13 protein-coding genes are annotated in these 17855 nt (G+C 68.7%); 6 read left to right on the forward strand and 7 right to left on the reverse strand.

Translation table 11 applies throughout. The features are described from left to right. Positions 1–1000 (reverse strand): M56 family metallopeptidase (locus tag HMPREF3114_RS13600; RefSeq protein ID WP_218086321.1); only part of this gene is annotated, 1000 nt, incomplete at its 3' end. A 3-nt stretch (positions 1001–1003) separates the two neighbouring features. After that, positions 1004–1390, reverse strand: coding sequence for a BlaI/MecI/CopY family transcriptional regulator (locus HMPREF3114_RS13605; RefSeq protein WP_005421039.1), 387 nt, complete (start codon positions 1388–1390; stop codon positions 1004–1006). Positions 1391–1578: 188 nt separating this feature from the next. On the opposite strand from HMPREF3114_RS13605, the gene HMPREF3114_RS13610 reads away from it, so the two are divergent. Beyond that, entirely contained in the window at positions 1579–2676 is a 1098-nt protein-coding gene (locus HMPREF3114_RS13610; RefSeq protein ID WP_005421041.1) for a serine hydrolase domain-containing protein, read from the forward strand. Here the strand turns inward: HMPREF3114_RS13610 and HMPREF3114_RS13615 are convergent. From HMPREF3114_RS13615 to HMPREF3114_RS13625, 3 genes are all read right to left on the reverse strand, one after another. Next, positions 2635–3447 carry a hypothetical protein gene (locus HMPREF3114_RS13615; RefSeq protein ID WP_070489916.1) on the reverse strand — a complete coding sequence of 271 codons (813 nt, stop codon included), beginning with the start codon at positions 3445–3447 and terminating at the stop codon, positions 2635–2637. The two genes, HMPREF3114_RS13610 and HMPREF3114_RS13615, sit on opposite strands and share 42 nt — an antisense overlap. Positions 3448–3450: 3 nt before the next feature. Then, on the reverse strand, positions 3451–4866 hold the full coding sequence (locus HMPREF3114_RS13620; protein WP_070489917.1) for an XVIPCD domain-containing protein: 1416 nt from the start codon (positions 4864–4866) through the stop codon (positions 3451–3453). Between the two features lie 116 nt (positions 4867–4982). After that, positions 4983–6089: an SDR family oxidoreductase gene (locus tag HMPREF3114_RS13625; RefSeq protein ID WP_053497995.1), complete on the reverse strand. Its 1107-nt coding sequence runs from the start codon at positions 6087–6089 to the stop codon at positions 4983–4985. 196 nt (positions 6090–6285) lie between these two features. Here HMPREF3114_RS13625 and HMPREF3114_RS13630 point away from each other — a divergent pair, with 196 nt between their 5' ends. Continuing rightward, positions 6286–6594, forward strand: a complete 309-nt coding sequence (locus HMPREF3114_RS13630; RefSeq protein ID WP_049438731.1) for a hypothetical protein — start codon at positions 6286–6288, stop codon at positions 6592–6594. Here HMPREF3114_RS13630 and HMPREF3114_RS13635 read toward each other — a convergent pair. Further along, positions 6582–7640 carry a DNA topoisomerase IB gene (locus HMPREF3114_RS13635; protein WP_053497997.1) on the reverse strand — a complete coding sequence of 353 codons (1059 nt, stop codon included), beginning with the start codon at positions 7638–7640 and terminating at the stop codon, positions 6582–6584. The genes HMPREF3114_RS13630 and HMPREF3114_RS13635 overlap by 13 nt on opposite strands. Before the next feature lie 111 nt (positions 7641–7751). Here HMPREF3114_RS13635 and HMPREF3114_RS13640 point away from each other — a divergent pair, with 111 nt between their 5' ends. From HMPREF3114_RS13640 to HMPREF3114_RS13650, 3 genes are all read left to right on the forward strand, one after another. Further along, positions 7752–8141 carry an I78 family peptidase inhibitor gene (locus tag HMPREF3114_RS13640; RefSeq protein ID WP_032954733.1) on the forward strand — a complete coding sequence of 130 codons (390 nt, stop codon included), beginning with the start codon at positions 7752–7754 and terminating at the stop codon, positions 8139–8141. Between the two features lie 173 nt (positions 8142–8314). After that, positions 8315–12769, forward strand: a complete 4455-nt coding sequence (gene gltB / locus HMPREF3114_RS13645) for a glutamate synthase large subunit (RefSeq protein ID WP_070489918.1) — start codon at positions 8315–8317, stop codon at positions 12767–12769. 85 nt (positions 12770–12854) lie between these two features. Next, positions 12855–14300 carry an FAD-dependent oxidoreductase gene (locus HMPREF3114_RS13650; protein WP_070489919.1) on the forward strand — a complete coding sequence of 482 codons (1446 nt, stop codon included), beginning with the start codon at positions 12855–12857 and terminating at the stop codon, positions 14298–14300. Here HMPREF3114_RS13650 and HMPREF3114_RS13655 read toward each other — a convergent pair. Further along, the gene (locus HMPREF3114_RS13655) at positions 14286–16694 is read right to left on the reverse strand and encodes an ATP-binding protein (protein ID WP_070489920.1); all 2409 of its coding nucleotides are present in this window, start codon (positions 16692–16694) and stop codon (positions 14286–14288) included. The genes HMPREF3114_RS13650 and HMPREF3114_RS13655 overlap by 15 nt on opposite strands. A gap of 167 nt (positions 16695–16861) precedes the next feature. Between HMPREF3114_RS13655 and HMPREF3114_RS13660 the strand changes: the two genes are divergently transcribed. Further along, complete coding sequence (locus HMPREF3114_RS13660; RefSeq protein WP_053498006.1) at positions 16862–17728, forward strand: methylglyoxal synthase; 867 nt, start codon at positions 16862–16864, stop codon at positions 17726–17728. Positions 17729–17855: the final 127 nt, after the last annotated feature.

Genomic DNA, 17855 nt, shown 5'->3' on the forward strand with positions numbered 1-17855 from the left:
TGCCATGCTCGCTGCGCAGTTGCGCTACCACGGCCGCCGTCAACGCCATCGCCAGGATGCGGGGGCAGGCACGGCGTGGCTGCAACGAGAGCAGGCGACGCTTGAGGCTGGTGGCATCCGGTGCGGCACTGGCCACGCCCAGGTGCGGCTGCGGTGCCACCCCCAGCTGCAGCAACAGACGGCCATAGGCCTGGCGGCTGGCAGCGTGCTGGCCCACCACCGCTGCGTCCACCGCTTCTTCGCGCGCTTGTGCATATTCACGCACCGACAGGCGCAGCAGCGGATGGAAGAAGAACAGGTGCTGGGCCAGCGCAGGCAGCAGGCCCCACTGCAGGTCCCGCCGCTGCAGGTGCTGCAGTTCGTGGGTCAGGGCCAGGTCGAGCGCGTCGCCCTGCAGGGCGTTCTCGCCCGCCGGCAACAGCAGCACCGGGCGGAACGGACCGACCAGCTGCGGTGCGTCCACCTGCGTGCTCATCCACAACCGCGGCGCAGGCCGCACACCATGTGCATCGGAAGCCAACTGCAGGGCCTGCACCAGCGCCTCGTCCTCGCAGGGATACGCCGCAGCCAGCAGTGCGCGGCAGCGGCGCCACTCACCGAAGGTGCGCAGCCCCATCATCAGCACGCCGGACAGCCACAGCGCGGCCAGTGCGACCGCCCACCATGCAACTGCCGGTACTTCGGCCGTGGGCAGCGGCATCGCGGCCAGCAACTGCGCAGAGGCCTCCGGGGCCAGCGGGTAGACGATGTCAGCGGCCACGTCGGTTGCGGTCATCGCCACCGCCTGCGGTGCGGGCAGCCAGGCCAGCTGCAGCGGCTGGCTCCAGAACAGGCCAAGCACGGCCTGCAGCGATACCAGCCACCACAGGCGGCAGCGGGTCGCCGCCGACAGTGACGGCAGCGCGCGGCACACGCCATATACCAGGGCTACCAGCAGCACGGTCTGCAGGCTGGTCCAGCCCAGCCGTTCCATCATCGGGATCAGCATCGTGGTGTCCATGGCTCAGCCCTCGTGGCGACGCGATTGGAGTTGGGCGACCAGCGCTTCCAGTTCGGCCAGTTCGTTGTCGCTGACCTTCTGCCGCTGCGACAGATAGGCCACGAACGGCGACACCGAGCCCTGCAGGGTGTTGTCGACAAACTGCGCCACCGCGCCCTGCAGCACGCTCTGCGGGCCGCGGGTGGCCTGGTAGCGGTAGATACCGTCCTGTTGCCGGCGCTGAAGATACCCCTTCGCCCGCAGGCGCTCCATCATCGTCAGCACAGTGGAGCGGGCCAGCCCGCGGGCCTCGCCGTAGCCACTGGCGACCTCGCCGACACTGGCCGGCGCATGTTCATCGATGTACTGCAGCAGGGCCAGTTCCTGGTCCCCGATGGTCTTGCCGCGCATGACACCACTCCCTTGACTACACGTGTCGCCACTGTCAGCTTGACGACAGCTGTAGTCAACCCCCCGGAAGTCACGGGCCGACGAACGGTAGGGCACCGAGCGCTTAAACCTTCGACGCGCTGTCTGCATCCGATTCGCAACGCCCGCTGGAATTCCGCATGTTCCGCCCAACGCTCCGAGTCGTGCTCATGCTCATCAGTGCCCTGCCCTTCGCCGCCGTCTCTGCCAGCCAGGACCAGGCCAACGACCAGACCCGCCGCCTGATCCGCCAGATCATGCTGGAGCAGCGCATCCCCGGGCTGCAGGTCGCGGTGGTCAAGGACGGGCAGATCGTGCTCTCCGAAGCCTACGGCCTGGCCAACGTCGAGAACGGCGTGCTTGCCTCGCGGGACACCCGCTTCCCGCTCAATTCGGCCACCAAGGCGTTTACCGGCGTGGCTGCCGCGCAGCTGGCTCAGCAAGGGCAGCTGGATCTGGACGCGCCGGCCTCGCGATATCTGGGTGATCTTCCGCCAGCGTGGAGAGACGTACGCGTACACCAGCTGCTGGCGCATACCTCCGGCCTTCCGGACATCCTTGATGCGAACGGGCTGCTGGGCGGAGGTTCCGAAGCACAGGCATGGGCGGCGGTGACAGCTCGACCGCTGGAAGCGGCGCCTGGGCAGCGCTTCGCCTACAACCAGACCAACTACGTATTGCTGGCGCGGATCATCGCGCAGCAATCCGGCATGCCCTACGAACGTTTCCTCGCCACCGGCCAGTTCAGCAGCGCGCGGATGGCCCGCACCACCTTCGGCGACAGCTACGACCTGATTCCGGATGCTGCGACGATGTACAGCCTGGCCCCGCGTGCCACCGACGATGTAGATGCGCCGTCCCGCCTGTCGCATTGGTTCTACGACATACCGCCTTCGCTGTGGGCGGGTGGCGGCATCCTCACCACCGCCGACGACACCGCGCGCTGGCTGGTCGCGCTGACCGAAGGCCGCCTGCTGCCGGAGACGGCCCTGCGGCGGATGTGGAGCGTGGAGCGCCTGGCGGATGGCCGTGCCGGCCCGTGGGCGGGTGGCTGGCCGGTGTTGCACGCATCGCCCGACCTTCAGGTGGCCGGTATCGGCGGTGCGCGCTCGGCCTTCGTGGTCTATCCCGAGCGCGGCGTGGCGGTGGTGGTACTGACCAATCTTGTCGGTGCCAATCCACAGCAGTTCATTCCACGCATTGCCGATTTCTATGCGCGCGATGCCTCAACGCCCGGTCACGAACGGGTCGCCCTGGCACGGCAATAGCGGGCTGTCATCGCAGGGCCATAACCCGGCCGGCACGGTCCTGGACACTTCAAAGTGATCCTGGTTCCAGCGCAGGAAACCGCCGTGCATGGCATTGCCATGGTCGAAGCTGCGTGCATCGGCGGTCAGTGGCTGTTCGGGGTCGGCTTCGGCCACCCAACGCAGCACGGGCACTTTGTCCAGCACGCCGATGAAGGCGAACAGATCGCCCGCGCCCTTGTCCTCATAGGCCGTCATGGTCGCCGCATCGGGCAACCCGGCCTGCGCCAGGATGGATGCGGTGACATCCTGCAGCGGTGCGGCTCCCTGTGCGATGTAGGCGCGCATGCCCGTGGTGGTTGCCGGGCAGCCCTGCAGCTGCACCAGATAGCCGGTGATACCGCCACTGCCGGAGAACGACCGCATCCAATAGCGGAAACGCGGCCCGCTGCGATCAGTAACCATGAAATCCTGCTGGCCATCCTGCGCGGGAATGGAGAGCACCTGCACCTTGCTGGCGCTCTCCACGTTGCACTTCAACTGCGCCAGCACCTGCCTGGCAGGTTCGGGCAACGTAGCGTAGCGGCCGCCGGGATGGACGCTGCCGGAAGTCTTCGGCAATGCGGGCAGTCCGCGATCCGTGGGAAGGGTCTGCGCAGGCAGGGCCTCCGGTTTCGCGGCCGAGCTGGCAGTGGGCGCCACCGGCGCGACGCGCTCTCCAGCGGGCGCGCAGGCGCTGCAGGCCAGCAGCAGCATCAATGGAACGCTCGGCGTCAGCTGCGATCGGATCATCGATCAACGCCCTCCCATCGCCGGCGCTTCCTGCTGCTGTGCCGGCGCGGGCACAGGTGCAGCCTGTTCGCGCGATTGCTGCTGCAGCTGGCGCAGGCTGGATTCCACTGCGGTCTCGCGCACCTCGGCCGCATTGACCACTGCGCGCAGCGCCGCAGGATCGCCCGGGCTGCCCTGCACCAGGAACAGTGTCTCGCCCGCCGCACGGCCGGCGCTGGGATTGCTGGCCACGATCTGGTCGACCTGGGTGATGCCCGCGGCCTTCGCTTCGCGCAGCATCACCAGGCTGTAGTCCTCGGCATGCTCGGCGTAGCGTCCGCCCAGGGCCTGCAGGCGCGTACTGATCTGCTGCTGCAGGGCATGATCGCGATGCTGCGGCTGACGGGGGTCCTCGTTGGCCGCGAGCGGCACGTCCTGCCCCAATTCGCGCGTCTGGCCGGGTGCAACCGAGGTCAGCACGTACTGCCAGCGGTTCTGCCCAGGCGTGCCGCGCACCGTCGACACGAAGTCGTCATACTCGCCGCCACCGATGGTCTGGCAACCGGCCGAATCGGTGTTGGACCGGCTGCCACGATGGATCTTGAAGGTGTCGTTGAGGTCCTGCACGCCCTGGGTATCACGCGCATCGAACCAGCCATCGCCATTGCTGTCGCGCTCCACCCGTCCGGCGCCCGCAGTGATCGCGTCCTGCGAAGGACGCAGCGCGAACTCATCGGGATGGCCATTGCGCGGATGGGTGGTCGCGCGCATCTCGGTAGTGCCCTCGCCCAGGCGCCCCAGATCCTTAACCCGGTCGCCGTTGACATCCTCACCCTCGGTCTTGGTACGCGGCGCCACATTGCCAAAGCCCGGGCTGCGCGGCGCGGTCCTGGCATGGCCGTCGTACTGGGCGGTCGGCTCGGTCGTGGCCTGGTTGAACTCGCGCACATGGCCGCGGCCCTGCGCATCCTTCCACAGCACCACGATGCGGTCATCGTAGACCCCACGTCCGCGCGCCTCGGTCGTGCGGTTCTCATCGCGCAACCCCAGCACCACGCGGTCCTGGGTTGCCATTGCATCGTTCGCTGCGATGTTGCCGCGCTGGGCCACGATGCTGCCATAAACGTCGTACTGCTGGGCCTGGCTCAATCCCGCTGTCTCGGCAGCATCGGGCATCCGCGGCGGGCGCGTCGCCTCGCCCAAGCGATCCAGCATCGGATTCACCGTAGCTGCATCGGCTGCGGCCACGCCCCCGTTCCGGCGCAGGCCCTCAAGCTCGGCGGCCGCACGCGCCGAGATATAGCGATCCAGCGATTCCTGCACCACTGCGCTCTGGCCGTCGTGCAGGGCCTGGAGGCGGGTGGCGGCAGCACGCGCATCGTTCCGCCGCAGCAGGGCGACGACCTCGTTGGCTGCGGCATTGATATCCATTTCGGGCATGGTCGGTCCTTGAACATGGTCGGTACAGGATCAGCCTACCCCAATCGCACGGTGGGGCCTTCGACAGGTCGCACACCTTCGCTGCCCCGCCGGATTCAGGCGGGAACCATCACAACTCAGCCGCGTGGCCCACCCATCACCGGCAGGATCGCCCCGCTGATGTAGCTTGCACAGACCGGCGAAGCCAGGAACACATACGCCGGTGACAGCTCTTCAGGCTGTGCCGGCCGGCCCATGTCGCTGTCCTTGCCGAACTCCGCCACGTCTTCGGCTTGCTTGTCGGCGGGGTTCAGCGGCGTCCATACCGGCCCTGGCGCCACGCAGTTCACGCGGATGCCGCGCGGCAGCAGCTGGCTGGCCAGCGCCTTGGTGAACGCATGGATCGCGCCCTTGGTGGCGGAATAGTCGATCAGCGCCTTGCTGCCGAAGATCCCCGTTTCCGAGCCGGTGTTGATGATGCTCGCGCCTTCGCCCAGATGCGGCAGTACCGCACGCGCCATCTGGATGTAACCGCCGATGTTGGTCTGCAGGGTCTCCTGAAGGTGCGCATCCTCCAGATCTTCCAGGCGCTCGCAGTGCAGTTGGAACGCGGCGTTGTTGACCAGGATGTCGATGCCGCCGAACGCCTTGGCCACCTGCTTGACGGCCTTGTTGCAGAAACGCGGATCGCGCACATCGCCGGCGATCACCACGCAGCGGCCGCCTTCGCGTTCCACGTGCTGGCGAGTGATGTCCGCGTCTTCGGCCTCGTCCAGGTGCAGTACCGCCACATCCGCACCTTCGCGCGCGAACAACACTGCCACCGCACGGCCAATGCCGGAGTCGCCACCGGTGACGATCGCACGCATGCCCTGCAGCTTGCCGCTGCCCGTGTAGTCGGGCGCAAGGAAACGGGGCGCCAGCTCCAGTTCGTGCTCGTGGCCGGGCTTGGCCAGCTGCTGTGCCGGCATCGCCTCCGGCTGCCGGCGTGCGCCGGCCTGGGTGGCGGTCTTCTTCGTTGCCTTCTTGGCCGCGCGGGCGTCCTTGGCCTTCTCCTGGTCCTGCAGGCGCCGCTGCCGTGCAGCGACGCGTGCCGCCCGTGGATCACTGGCGGCTGCCTTGCGGGTTGCGGTCTTCACCACGCGCGGGCGATCAGGGTCGGCGACCGTCTTGGTCGGGGTGCTGCCTTTGCGCACTTTCGGCGATGCCTTACGGCGGGCGGGGGTCTTGCTGGTGGTGGCCATGCAGGTCTCCTCGGGAGGGAAAGGGGCTGCCGGCCAGCGGCCGGCACTACCGGAGGGCGGCCCATGCCGCTCCTGCAGTGTCTCCACCCACGCTGTTGGCGGCGGTGAGCGCGCCGTGTCCACGATGTGCACGGCATTCATTCCGCCACCACGTCTGACGTCGCACCCTGCACGCAATCACACCAGGAGCGCCGCCATGAAACTTGCCATCGCCACCGCCGCCGCCTGCTTTGCCCTTGCCGCCTGCAGCAGCACGCCGATGGCCCAGGTGCAGCCGATCGACGGCGTGATCTCCGGCCAGTGCCACAGCGACAGGGTGCGCGGCGCGGTGGGCCTGGCCGCCTCGGACGCCACCGTGGCCCGCGCACGCGTGGACAGCGACAGCCTGCACGTACGGGTACTGCGCCATGACGGGCCGCGGGTGCCGCCGGCCAGCGAAGGCGGCGACCGCCTGACCATCGAGAAGGGCCGGACCAACAACATCGTTGCGATCTACTGCGGCTGACGACTGCGACTGAGCCGCCGCGCCCGGCGCAGCACTTTCAGCGTGGCCTGCTCCCACTGCCGCGGGCCTCGCAGGCCGGCCAGCGAGGCCAGCTCACCGCGCTCCCAGCCGGCAAACACGCACGGGTCGATGTAGGCCTTGCGGCACACGGCCGGCGTGTTGCCCAGCCGTGCCGCCACTTGGCAGACCACTTCACGCTGCGCCTTGGCCAGCGCGCGCTGGCTGGCCGGTTCCGGCAGTTCGGTGGCGGCCAATGCCTGTACCGCCGCCAGCGTGCCGCCCCAGGTGCGGAAGTCCTTGGCGGTGAAGTCTTCGCCCATCACCTCGCGCAGGTAGTCGTTCACCGCGCCGGAATCCACCGGCTGCAGCGCGCCTTCGTCGTCGCGGTACTGGAACAGCGCCTGCCCGGGCAGCTGCTGGATGCCGCGTACCAGCGTGCCCAGCCGCCGATCGCCCACCACCACCTCGTGCAACTGCCCGGATTTGCCCCGGAAGCGCATGCGCACGCGGCCACCGCGCAGCAGGTCCAGGTGGCGGTTGCGCAGCGTTGTCAGCCCGTAGGATTTGTTTTCCTGTGCATAGCTTTCGTTACCCACCCGCACCAGGGTGTCGGCCAGCAGGGCCACCACCACCGCAAGCACCTTGTCGCGCGGGAAGCCGGGCTGCTTCAGATCGCGCGACAGCCGCCGCCGCAGCGTGGGCAACGCCTCGCCAAAGGCGATGATGCGGTCGAACTTGCCGGCATCGCGCTCCTTCGCCCAATCGGCATGGTAGCGATACTGCTTGCGTCCACGCGCATCGCGGCCGGTGGCCTGCAGGTGGCCATTGGCGTGGGCGCAGATCCACACGGCGGTATACGCAGGTGGAATCGCCAGCGCACGGATGCGCTGCAGGGTGGCGGCATCGCGAACCGCGTGGCCATCGGCATCGCGGTAACTGAAGCCCTTGCCGGCGCGACGCCGGCTGATGCCTGGCTGGGTGTCATCGACATAGCGCAGGCCGGCCGCGCGCGCGGCCTGTCGTTCGGGGGTAGAGGAGGTTGGCATGACCGCAGTGTCGCCGTCGCGATGCCGCGAACCTGTCGATAACAGAAGACAAACACGTGAGGGTCGGTTCGCCGCTATGCTCGGGCTTTCACAATCCCTTCCGGAGTCATGATGTCGTTCCCGATTCGCGCCCGTTCGCTCTCCGCCCTGCTGCTGCCGGCCGTGCTGGCCCTGACCGCCTGCCAGGCTCCGGCGCTGGATGAACAGGATTCGGCCACTGCCCACGCCCAGCAGGCGGCCGAAGCCGCCAAGGCGCCGGCCGACGAAACCGGCAAGGCCACCGAGGCACCGCCGGTCGGCACCTGCGATGCCAGCCAGGTGCAGAGCCTGGTCGGCCAGGCCTACGCAGACGCGCTGGGCAAGCAGGCGCAGGAAGATGCCGGTGCCCACCAGCTGCGCGTCATGAAGCCCAATGACGTCGCCACCATGGAGTTCCTCGGCGACCGCCTGAACATCGAAGTGGACGACAAGGGCCTGGTCAGCGGCGTGCGCTGCGGCTGAGCCCGACCGCGCGCCGGCACGGGATGCCGGCGCGTTCTGTTGCACCTGCAACCGTGTATTGCGGCGCTGCAGCAACCTGTGATCTAGTCGAGGCATCCGGTGGCCTCACGATGCGCTCCAGGGAATGAGCGGGGACGAGTGTCGCCGCCAACCCTATACGCATCGAGGTAGAGATGGCCCCCCGCAACCGCCAAGGGCTTTACGACCCGCGCTCCGAGCGCGATGCCTGTGGATTTGGCATGGTCGCCCAGCTCGACGATCAACCTTCGCGCCTGTTGGTTGATACCGCCATCGCCGCGCTTTCGCGCATGACCCACCGTGGCGGCGTCGCCGCTGATGGCCTGACCGGCGATGGCTGCGGCCTGCTGCTGCGCCGCCCCGATGCGTTCCTGAAACTGCTGGCCAGTGAAGCCGGCATCGCCGTCGCCGCACGCTTCGCTGCCGGCCTGGTGTTCCTGCCGCACGATGCCGAGGCTGCACACGCCTGCCGCACGCAGCTGCAGGCGCAGGTCGAAGCGGTCGGCTGCAAGGTCGCCGGCTGGCGCGAGGTACCCACCGACGACAGCGTCTGCGGCCAGCTGGCGCGCGACACCCTGCCACGCATCGAGCAGGTGTTCGTCGATGCCGGCGTCGGCCAGGATGATGCCGGCTTCGCGCTGGCGCTGTTCCTGGCCCGTCGCCGCAGCGAACAGCAGCTGCGCGACCATGCCGACTTCTACGTCACCACCCTCACCCCGGATGCGATCAGCTACAAGGGCATGGTGCTGCCGGACAAGCTCAGCCGCTTCTTCCCCGACCTGCAACGCCGCGAACTGGCCTCCAGCGCGATCGTGTTCCACCAGCGCTTCTCCACCAACACGCTGCCGCGCTGGCCGCTGGCGCACCCGTTCCGGATGCTCGCCCACAACGGCGAGATCAACACCATCGAAGGCAACCGTCGCTGGGCGCAGGCGCGCAGCAAGGTGTGGAAGACGCCGCGCTTCGACATCGCCGAATTCGATCCGGTGATCTCCATGCACGGTTCGGATTCGCAGAGCCTGGACAACATGCTGGAGCTGATGGTTGCCGGTGGCATGGAGCTGATCCAGGCGCTGCGCATCCTGGTGCCGCCGGCCACCCAGTCGCTGGAGTTCAAGGACCCCGACCTGGCCGCCTTCTACGAATTCCACGGCCTCAACAGCGAGCCGTGGGACGGCCCGGCCGGCATCGTCGCCTGCGACAGCCGCTATGCGGTGTGTACATTGGACCGCAACGGCCTGCGCCCGGCGCGCTGGATGCTCACCGCTGACCGCCACTTCCTGGTCGCCTCCGAAGCCGGCGTGTGGGAAGTGCCGACCGAGCGCGTGGTGCGCAAGGGCAAGCTCGGCCCCGGCGAAATGGTGGCCATCGACCTCAAGCGCGGCGACCTGCTCGATTCGGACGCGGTGGACCGCATCAACCGCGGTCGCGCGCCGTACAAGCAGTGGCTGCAGCAGGGCGTGACCTACCTGCAGACCGAACTGATCGACCCGTCGCTGGTGGAAGAACCGTTCGACGAAGCCACCCTGCGCAGCTATCACAAGCTCTACCAGCTCAGCAGCGAGGAAGTGGAACAGGTGCTGCGGCCACTGGCCGAGACCGAGCAGGAAGCCACCGGCTCGATGGGCGACGACACACCGATGGCGGTGCTGAGCCAGCGCAGCCGTCCGCTGTACGACTATTTCCGCCAGGCCTTCGCGCAGGTCACCAACCCGCCGATCGATCCGCTGCGCGAAGACTGCGCGATGTCCCTGTCCACCCAGCTCGGCAAGGAGACCAACATCTTCCATGCCGGCCCGGAGACGGTGAACCACGTCATCCTCAACTCGCCGGTGCTGAGCCAGCGCAAGCTGCGTCAGCTGTTGAAGATGGACCAGTACGTGCAGGCCAACCGCCTGCTTGATCTGTCCTACAGCGAAGACGAGGGCCTGCGTGCCGGCATCGAGCGCATCTGTAGCGAGGCCGAGCAGGCCGCGCGCCAGGGCATGGTGATGCTGCTGCTGTCCGACCGCTACCCGGTGGCCGGTCGGCCGATGGTGCATGCCCTGCTCGCCACCAGCGCCATCCACCACCACCTCTCGCGGCTGGGGCTGCGCTGCGACGTCAATCTGATCGTCGAAACCGGCACCGCGCGCGACCCGCACCACATGGCCTGCCTGCTCGGCTTCGGTGCCACCGCGGTGTATCCGTACCTGGCCTACCAGACCCTGTTCGACCTGGGCCGTCGCGGCATCCTCAAGCTCAGCAAGGGCGGCGAGCAGTCGCAGATCGGCCGCCGCTACCGCAAGGGCATCTACAAGGGCCTGTCGAAGATCATCTCGAAGATGGGCATCTGTACCGTGGCCAGTTACCGCGGTGCCCAGCTGTTCGAGATCATCGGCCTGGAACCCGAGGTTGTGGACATGTGCTTCCCGGACACCGCCTCGCGCATCGGCGGCGCCGGCTTCGCACGCCTGGATGCCGACGCGCGCGAGCTGTGCACCCAGGCCTGGGACGCGCAGCAGGACGTGGACGTGGGCGGCCTGCTGAAGTACGTGCACGGCGGCGAGTACCACATGTACAACCCGGACGTGGTCACCACCCTGCAGCGCGCGGCGCGCAGCGGCGACCCGCGTGCGTGGCAGCAGTACTGCGATGCGGTGCACGCGCGCCCGCCCTCGGCGCTGCGCGACCTGCTGGAACTGGTGCCGGCCGCAATGCCGGTGCCGCTGGACGAGGTCGCCCCGGCCAGCGCCCTGTTCCCGCGCTTCGATACCGCAGCGATCAGCCTCGGCGCCCTGTCGCCGGAGGCGCACGAGGCCCTGGCCATCGCCATGAACCGCCTCGGCGGCCGCAGCAATTCCGGCGAAGGCGGCGAAGATCCCGCACGCTATGGCACCGCCAAGCGCAGCAAGATCAAGCAGGTGGCCTCGGGCCGCTTCGGCGTCACGGCCGAATACCTGGTCAATGCCGAGGTGCTGCAGATCAAGGTCGCGCAGGGCGCCAAGCCCGGCGAAGGCGGCCAGCTGCCCGGGCACAAGGTCAACGAACTGATCGCGCGGCTGCGCTATGCGCGTCCGGGCATCGGCCTGATTTCGCCGCCGCCGCACCACGACATCTATTCGATCGAGGACCTCGCGCAGCTGATCTACGACCTCAAGCAGGTCAACCCGACCGCGCTGGTGTCGGTGAAGCTGGTCAGCCATGCCGGCGTCGGCACGATTGCCGCAGGCGTGGTCAAGGCCGGTGCGGACCTGATCACCATCTCCGGCCATGACGGCGGCACCGGTGCCTCGCCGGTCAGCTCGATCCGCTACGCCGGCGTGCCGTGGGAGCTGGGCGTGGCCGAAGCGCACCAGGCGCTGCTGGCCAACGACCTGCGCGGGCGTACCCTGCTGCAGACCGATGGCGGCCTGAAGACCGGCCTGGACGTGGTCAAGGCCGCACTGCTGGGCGCGGACAGCTTCGGCTTCGGCACCGCGCCGATGATCGTGCTGGGCTGCAAGTACCTGCGCATCTGCCACCTCAACAACTGCGCCACCGGCGTGGCCACACAGGACGAGCGCCTGCGCGAGAACCACTTCACCGGCCAGCCCGAGCGCGTGGAGAACTTCTTCCGCCTGCTGGCCGAGGAAGTGCGTGGCTGGCTGTCGTACCTGGGCGCGCGTTCGCTGGAAGAAATCGTGGGCCGTACCGACCTGCTGCGCCAGATCGACGCCGCACCGCGCGACGGCGTGCGCGTGGATCTGTCGCGCCTGCTGGCCGACAGCCGTTACGAGGGCAGCCACTGCGCGGCGCAACGCCTGTACGAATCGCCGGACAGCCTGGCCACGCAGATGGACGGCCTGCTGGCGCCGGCCATCGAGCACAAGCGTGGCGGCGAGCACCGCTTCCTGATCCACAACACCGATCGCAGCATCGGCACGCGCCTGGCCGGTGCGGTGGCGCGCGCGCACGGCAACCAGGGCATGGCGGAGGCACCGCTGGAACTGCGCTTCCGCGGCAGTGCCGGGCAGAGCTTCGGCGCCTTCAACGTCGGCGGCCTGCACCTGGAAGTGGAAGGCGAAGCCAACGACTACGTCGGCAAGGGCATGGCCGGCGGCCGACTGGTGGTGCGTCCACCGCGTGGCGCCCGCTTCGAAGCGCGCAGCACCGCGATCATCGGCAACACCTGCCTGTACGGCGCCACCGGCGGCGAGTTGTTCGCTGCCGGTCGTGCCGGCGAGCGCTTCGCCGTGCGCAATTCCGGCGCGCTGGCGGTGGTGGAAGGTGCTGGTGACCACTGCTGCGAGTACATGACCGATGGCGTGGTGCTGGTGCTGGGCAAGGTCGGGCTGAACTTCGGCGCCGGCTTCACCGGTGGTCTGGCTTACGTGCTGGACGTGGACCGCGATTTCGTCGACCGCTACAACCACGAGCTGATCGACATCCATCGCGTGTCCGCCGAAGGCTTCGAGAACTACCGCCAGCACCTGCACCGCCTGATCGGCCGCCACCGCGAGCTGACCGGCAGCATCTGGGCACAGCAGATCCTGGACGAGTTCCGCGACTACATCGGCAAGTTCTGGCTGGTCAAACCCAAGGCCGCCAGCATCGAGTCGCTGACCGAAACCCTGCGACGCGCCGCATAACGGTAGTGCCGGCCGCTGGCCGGCATCCCAGGATCACGTAGTGCCGGCCGCTGGCCGGCATCCGGAAAACACCACAGAGTCCGCCATGAGCCGCAAGCACGCCTTCCAGTTCCTCGACCTGCCCCGCACCATGCCGCAGCGCATCCCGGTGGAACTGCGCACGTCCGGCGACTGGGGCGAGCTGTACGGCAAGTTCGGCAAGGAAGACGCCCAGTACCAGGCGGGCCGCTGCCTGGACTGCGGCAACCCGTACTGCAGCTGGAAGTGCCCGGTGCACAACGCCATTCCGCAGTGGCTGCAGCTGGTGCAGGAAAACCGTATCCACGAGGCCGCCACGCTGTGCCACAGCACCAACCCGCTGCCGGAAGTGTGCGGCCGGGTCTGCCCGCAGGATCGGCTGTGCGAAGGCAGCTGCACGCTGGAGGAATTCGGCGCGGTCACCATCGGCGCGGTGGAGAAGTACATCGTCGATACCGCACTGGCCAGTGGCTGGCGCCCGGACCTGGGCGCGGTGCAGCCGACCGGCCACAGTGTGGCGGTGATTGGTGCCGGCCCGGCCGGGCTGGCCTGTGCCGACCGCCTGGCACGCGCCGGCATTGCCGCCGTGGTCTACGACCGCTACGAGCAGATCGGTGGCCTGCTGCAGTTCGGCATTCCCAGCTTCAAGCTGGACAAGGATGTGATCCATCGCCGCCGTGACGTACTGGAAGGCATGGGCGTGCAGTTCCGCCTGGGCGTGGAGATCGGCCGTGATCTCAGCGTGCAGCAGTTGCTGGACAGTCACGATGCGGTGTTCATCGGCACCGGCGCCTACCGCTATACCGATGGTGGCCTGGTCGGCCAGGACCTGAAGGGCGTGCTGCCGGCGCTACCGTTCCTGGTGCAGAACAGCCGCATCGTCGGCGGCGATGATCCGAAGGGCCGGCCGATCGCCGGCTGGGAAGACACCATCGCCCTGCCCGACCTCAACGGCAAGCGCGTGGTGGTTCTGGGCGGTGGCGATACCGGCATGGACTGCGTGCGCAGTGCGGTGCGGCTGGGCGCGGCCAAGGTCACCTGCGCCTATCGCCGCGACGAAGCCAACATGCCCGGCAGCGCGCGCGAAGTCGCCAATGCACGCGAGGAAGGGGTGCGCTTCCTGTTCAACCGGCAGCCGCTGTCGATCGAAGCCGGCGCCGACGACGAGGTGATCGGCGTGACCGTGGTCGAGACCCGGCTGGGCGAGCCCGATGCCAATGGCCGCCAGAACGCGGTGCCGATCGAAGGCAGTGAGTCACTGCTGGAGGCAGACGTGGTGATCATCGCCTTCGGCTTCTCGCCGAGCGTGCCGGCGTGGCTGGCGGAACTGGGGGTGGAAGGCCAGCCCAATGGCCGCATCCTCGCCGGCGGCAAGGACCGCCTGCCGTTCCAGACCGCGCATCCACGCCTGTTCGCCGGTGGCGACGCGGTGCGTGGTGCCGATCTCGTGGTAACCGCGGTGGCCGAAGGCCGCGACGCCGCTGCCAGCATCGTCCGCCTACTGGCGCACTGAGTCCGGCAACAGCAGCACTTCCAGCAGCGCGCGCAGTTCGTGCGCCTCCAGCGGCTTGGCCAGGAAATGGTCGATGCCCGCCTCACGGCAGGCCTCGCGCGTGCGTTCCAGCACGCTGGCGGTCAACGCAATGATCGGCACCGGAGCATGGGCAGCGCGGGTATCGCTACGGATCGCCCGGGCCAGCGCGAAGCCATCCATGTGCGGCATATGGCAGTCGGTGATCACCAGGTCGAACGGTTGCGCCTGCCAGGCCTCCCAGGCCTGCTGGCCGTCGCCGCAGGCGTGCACCTGCAGTCCCAGCTCGCACAGACGTTGTGCCAGCAACTGCAGGTTGGTCGGATGATCCTCGGCCACCAGCACCCGCGCCGGCGGCAACGGTCGTTGCGCGGGCCGTGCGGTCGCCGGTCCCGCAGCGGGGGCCGCACAGGCCGCCAGGTCCAGCTCCAGCCACACAGTGGTGCCCTTGCCGGGCACGCTGCGCAGGTGCAGACGTCCGCCCATCGACGTCGCCAGCTCGCGGCAGATCGACAGCCCCAGGCCACTGCCGCCGAAACGGCGCGTGGTCGACGCCTCGGCCTGCTCGTAGGCGGCAAACACCGCCTGTTGCCGTTCCACGCTGATGCCCACGCCGGTGTCGGTCACCTGCAGGCGCACTTGCTGGCCGCCGTCGCGCTGCTGCAGCACGTGGACCTGCAACACCACGCTTCCCTGCAGGGTGAACTTGAGCGCGTTGCCGGCCAGGTTGAACAGGACCTGCCGCAGGCGCAGCCCGTCAGCCAGCGACCAGGGCTGCAACGTCGGGTCGATCTCGCTGCACAGGTGCAGCCCGCGGCTGGCCGCGACGGGCATCAACAGCTGCTGCACCGCGCGCACCAGCGCCGCCAGATCGGTCGGACGCAGCTGCAGGGGCGCCGGTTGCAGGCGCTGGCTGTGCAGCACATCGTCGAGGATCTGCCGCAGCATCTGCGCAGCGTCACCGACGGTGGTCAGCACCTGCCGCTGGCCCGCATCCAGGTCCGTGCCCGCCAGCCGCTCCAGCATGCCCAGCAGGGTGCTCATCGGCGTGCGGATCTCGTGGCTCATGGTCGCCAGGAAATGGCCCTTGGCCAGTGCCGCCTGCTCGGCCGCGCGGCGCGCCTCGGCCAACGCCGTTGCACGCGCCTGGGCTTCGCTGACGTCCATCCAGTAGCCGCTCCACTCCACGCTGCTGTCATCGCACGGCAACGGTCGTCCCTGTGATCGGACCCAGCGCCAGCCCTGTGCCGACCGGGTGCGGAAGGTAACGTCGATCGGACCGCGCACGAGCGCGGCCGCTTCGATGCTCGCCATCACCCGGCTGCGGTCACCGGCATGCACGGCCGCCAGCAGCTGCAGATGGTCGATCCGCTCAGTCTCCACGGCTACGCCGAACAGCGCCTGCACGTCGCCGGCGATCTGCGCCAGGCTGTAGTGGCCGGTTGCCGAACGGCGCGCCTGGTAGACCACCGCCGGCAGGTTCGCGGTGACTTCGTGCAAGCGCTGCTCCAGCACCCGGCGACGCACGCTCTCGCGATGCACGCGCCAGTAGCCGAAGGCATGCAGCAGTATGAGCGCGAGCAGGATCAGCGACACCGGCACCAGCCAGCGCAGTGCCGAACCGGCCGGACGCGCACGTGGCAGTTCCGGCAGCCAGGCACTGCGAACCGATGCCCGACGCGCATCGCCCTCCCGCTGCAGCTCCCGGTCGAAGGCAGCGACCACCGCGGCACAGGCCGGTACAGCGGCCAGCACCAGTGCATCGCCGAAGCCAGCGGGTGCTGCGATCACCAGAGGGTCACCCGGCACGGCGCGAAGCGCGGCTTCGACTTCGGCGAGATTGGCCACCACGGCATCGACCAGCCCGGCGCGCAGCAGTGACAGCGCGTGGTCCAGCGGCGCCGGTGCCAGCAGCTGCGCACCCGGGGCCTGTTCGGCCAGCAATGCGTCCAGCGGCAGCCGGTCCGGGCTGGCCACGCTGCGGCCACGCAGTCCCTCCAACCCCAGCACTGCCGCTGCACCCTCGCGCCGCACGATCACCTGTGGCACTTCCAGGTAGGGGCTGCTGGCCACCCAGCCGGTCGGCAGCTGTGCGCGCGGCCAGCCCAGCAGCACCTGGGTGCCAGCCGGCAGCGGGTCATCGGTGAGCACCGCTGCGGGCAACGGCCGCGCATGCTGCACCGCCTGCGGGCCCAGCAGCGGCAGGTAATCCGCAGCCAACCCCGCAAGGTCGCCCTGCGCGCTGTATGACAGCGGCGGCCGATCGGAACGCCATGCCACCTGCAGTGGACTCGCACAGCCGGACGCAGCAGCGATGCCGGGCAGCAACAGCGATGCCATGACAGCGGCGACGGCGCGGCGGCCGGCGACATTCACGGTAGACATCCTCATTTCGCGGGCAGGAACCACGGCCGCGCAGCGGTACCGCTGCCAGCCACGCTAGCGAGGCGCGCTTCCGCGACAATGAGAAAAATTCGAAAAACATCCCTATCGGCGAATGCCGACATACACTGCCGCTTCTACCCGTCCCTACGGAGCGCTCGATGCGTATCGGCCTGGCCGCCAACCGTCTCCATCACCACGATGCGCGCGCCGCGCTGTTCCGCTGGCTGCGTGCCAGCGAGGCTGGGCTGCGTGAACTGGGCGTATCGCTGCACGCGGTCGGGCGCACCCACGATGCGATCGAACGGCAGCGCTTCCTGGCCGGCTACGGCGGCCTGCACCGCTACCCCTACGGGCGCGAGGGTGGCCTGATGAAACTGGTGGCCGAAGTGGTTGGCATGGGGCCGGATCGCACCCTGGACGGTGCGATCTACCTGATCGACCCGGTCGATCCTTCCTCGGTGTTTCCGGAGGCAACCGCGCTCAAGCGGCAGTGCGTGATCCACGGCAAGCCGTTCATTTCAACGGTGGCCACTGCGCGCGACTGGATCGAGGTGGAACGCATCCACGCCGGGCTGGCTGCCGATACCGGTGCCGACGATCTGCATGCCTTCCAGCACCAGACGCTGGCGCTGATCGCGCACGACGCGATGAAGCCGGCGATGCTGGCCTTCGCCGACGAGCACTTCGATGTGCTGGCACGGTTCGGCGAGCGCGTGGCGACCGGCACCACCGGCCAGCGCTTGAACGAACTGGCCTGGAGCCGCGGCTGGCCCAGCGATACGCCGTGGGTGACGCGCTACCAGAGTGGCCCGATGGGCGGCGATGCGCAGATTGCCGACCGTGTGCTGGAGGGGCGCTGCCAGCGCGCGATCTTCTTCGAGGACCCGCATGTGGCACGCCAGCACGAGGCCGATATCCAGCTGCTGGAGCGCGCGGTGACGACAGTGACCGACCAGGCGGTGTGCCTCACCGCGCCGCGGGTGGCGGCACGCTGGGCGGCCGCGGCGGCATTGCGGGCGGGGTGAGGGTTTCGGCCAACGGCTGCGCCCCTCGTGGTGGGTGGGGGCTGCACGATCATGAGGTTGGCCGGGATGGGTGGAATTGCGGGGGACGCCGTGAACCCGTCCCTGGGGGCTTGGCCGCGGCATCCAT

It is taken from the genome of Stenotrophomonas sp. HMSC10F07, from assembly GCF_001807895.1.
GTDB classification, from domain to species: Bacteria; Pseudomonadota; Gammaproteobacteria; order Xanthomonadales; family Xanthomonadaceae; genus Stenotrophomonas; species Stenotrophomonas sepilia.

Bases quoted from the DNA above. Each gene is read 5' to 3' on its own strand.
- HMPREF3114_RS13605 (WP_005421039.1), bottom strand. From the start codon at position 1,390: ATGCGCGGCAAGACCATCGGGGACCAGGAACTGGCCCTGCTGCAGTAC.
- HMPREF3114_RS13610 (WP_005421041.1), top strand. From the start codon at position 1,579: ATGCTCATCAGTGCCCTGCCCTTCGCCGCCGTCTCTGCCAGCCAGGAC.
- HMPREF3114_RS13615 (WP_070489916.1), bottom strand. From the start codon at position 3,447: ATGATCCGATCGCAGCTGACGCCGAGCGTTCCATTGATGCTGCTGCTG.
- HMPREF3114_RS13620 (WP_070489917.1), bottom strand. From the start codon at position 4,866: ATGCCCGAAATGGATATCAATGCCGCAGCCAACGAGGTCGTCGCCCTG.
- HMPREF3114_RS13625 (WP_053497995.1), bottom strand. From the start codon at position 6,089: ATGGCCACCACCAGCAAGACCCCCGCCCGCCGTAAGGCATCGCCGAAA.
- HMPREF3114_RS13630 (WP_049438731.1), top strand. From the start codon at position 6,286: ATGAAACTTGCCATCGCCACCGCCGCCGCCTGCTTTGCCCTTGCCGCC.
- HMPREF3114_RS13635 (WP_053497997.1), bottom strand. From the start codon at position 7,640: ATGCCAACCTCCTCTACCCCCGAACGACAGGCCGCGCGCGCGGCCGGC.
- HMPREF3114_RS13640 (WP_032954733.1), top strand. From the start codon at position 7,752: ATGTCGTTCCCGATTCGCGCCCGTTCGCTCTCCGCCCTGCTGCTGCCG.
- gltB (WP_070489918.1), top strand. From the start codon at position 8,315: ATGGCCCCCCGCAACCGCCAAGGGCTTTACGACCCGCGCTCCGAGCGC.
- HMPREF3114_RS13650 (WP_070489919.1), top strand. From the start codon at position 12,855: ATGAGCCGCAAGCACGCCTTCCAGTTCCTCGACCTGCCCCGCACCATG.
- HMPREF3114_RS13660 (WP_053498006.1), top strand. From the start codon at position 16,862: ATGCGTATCGGCCTGGCCGCCAACCGTCTCCATCACCACGATGCGCGC.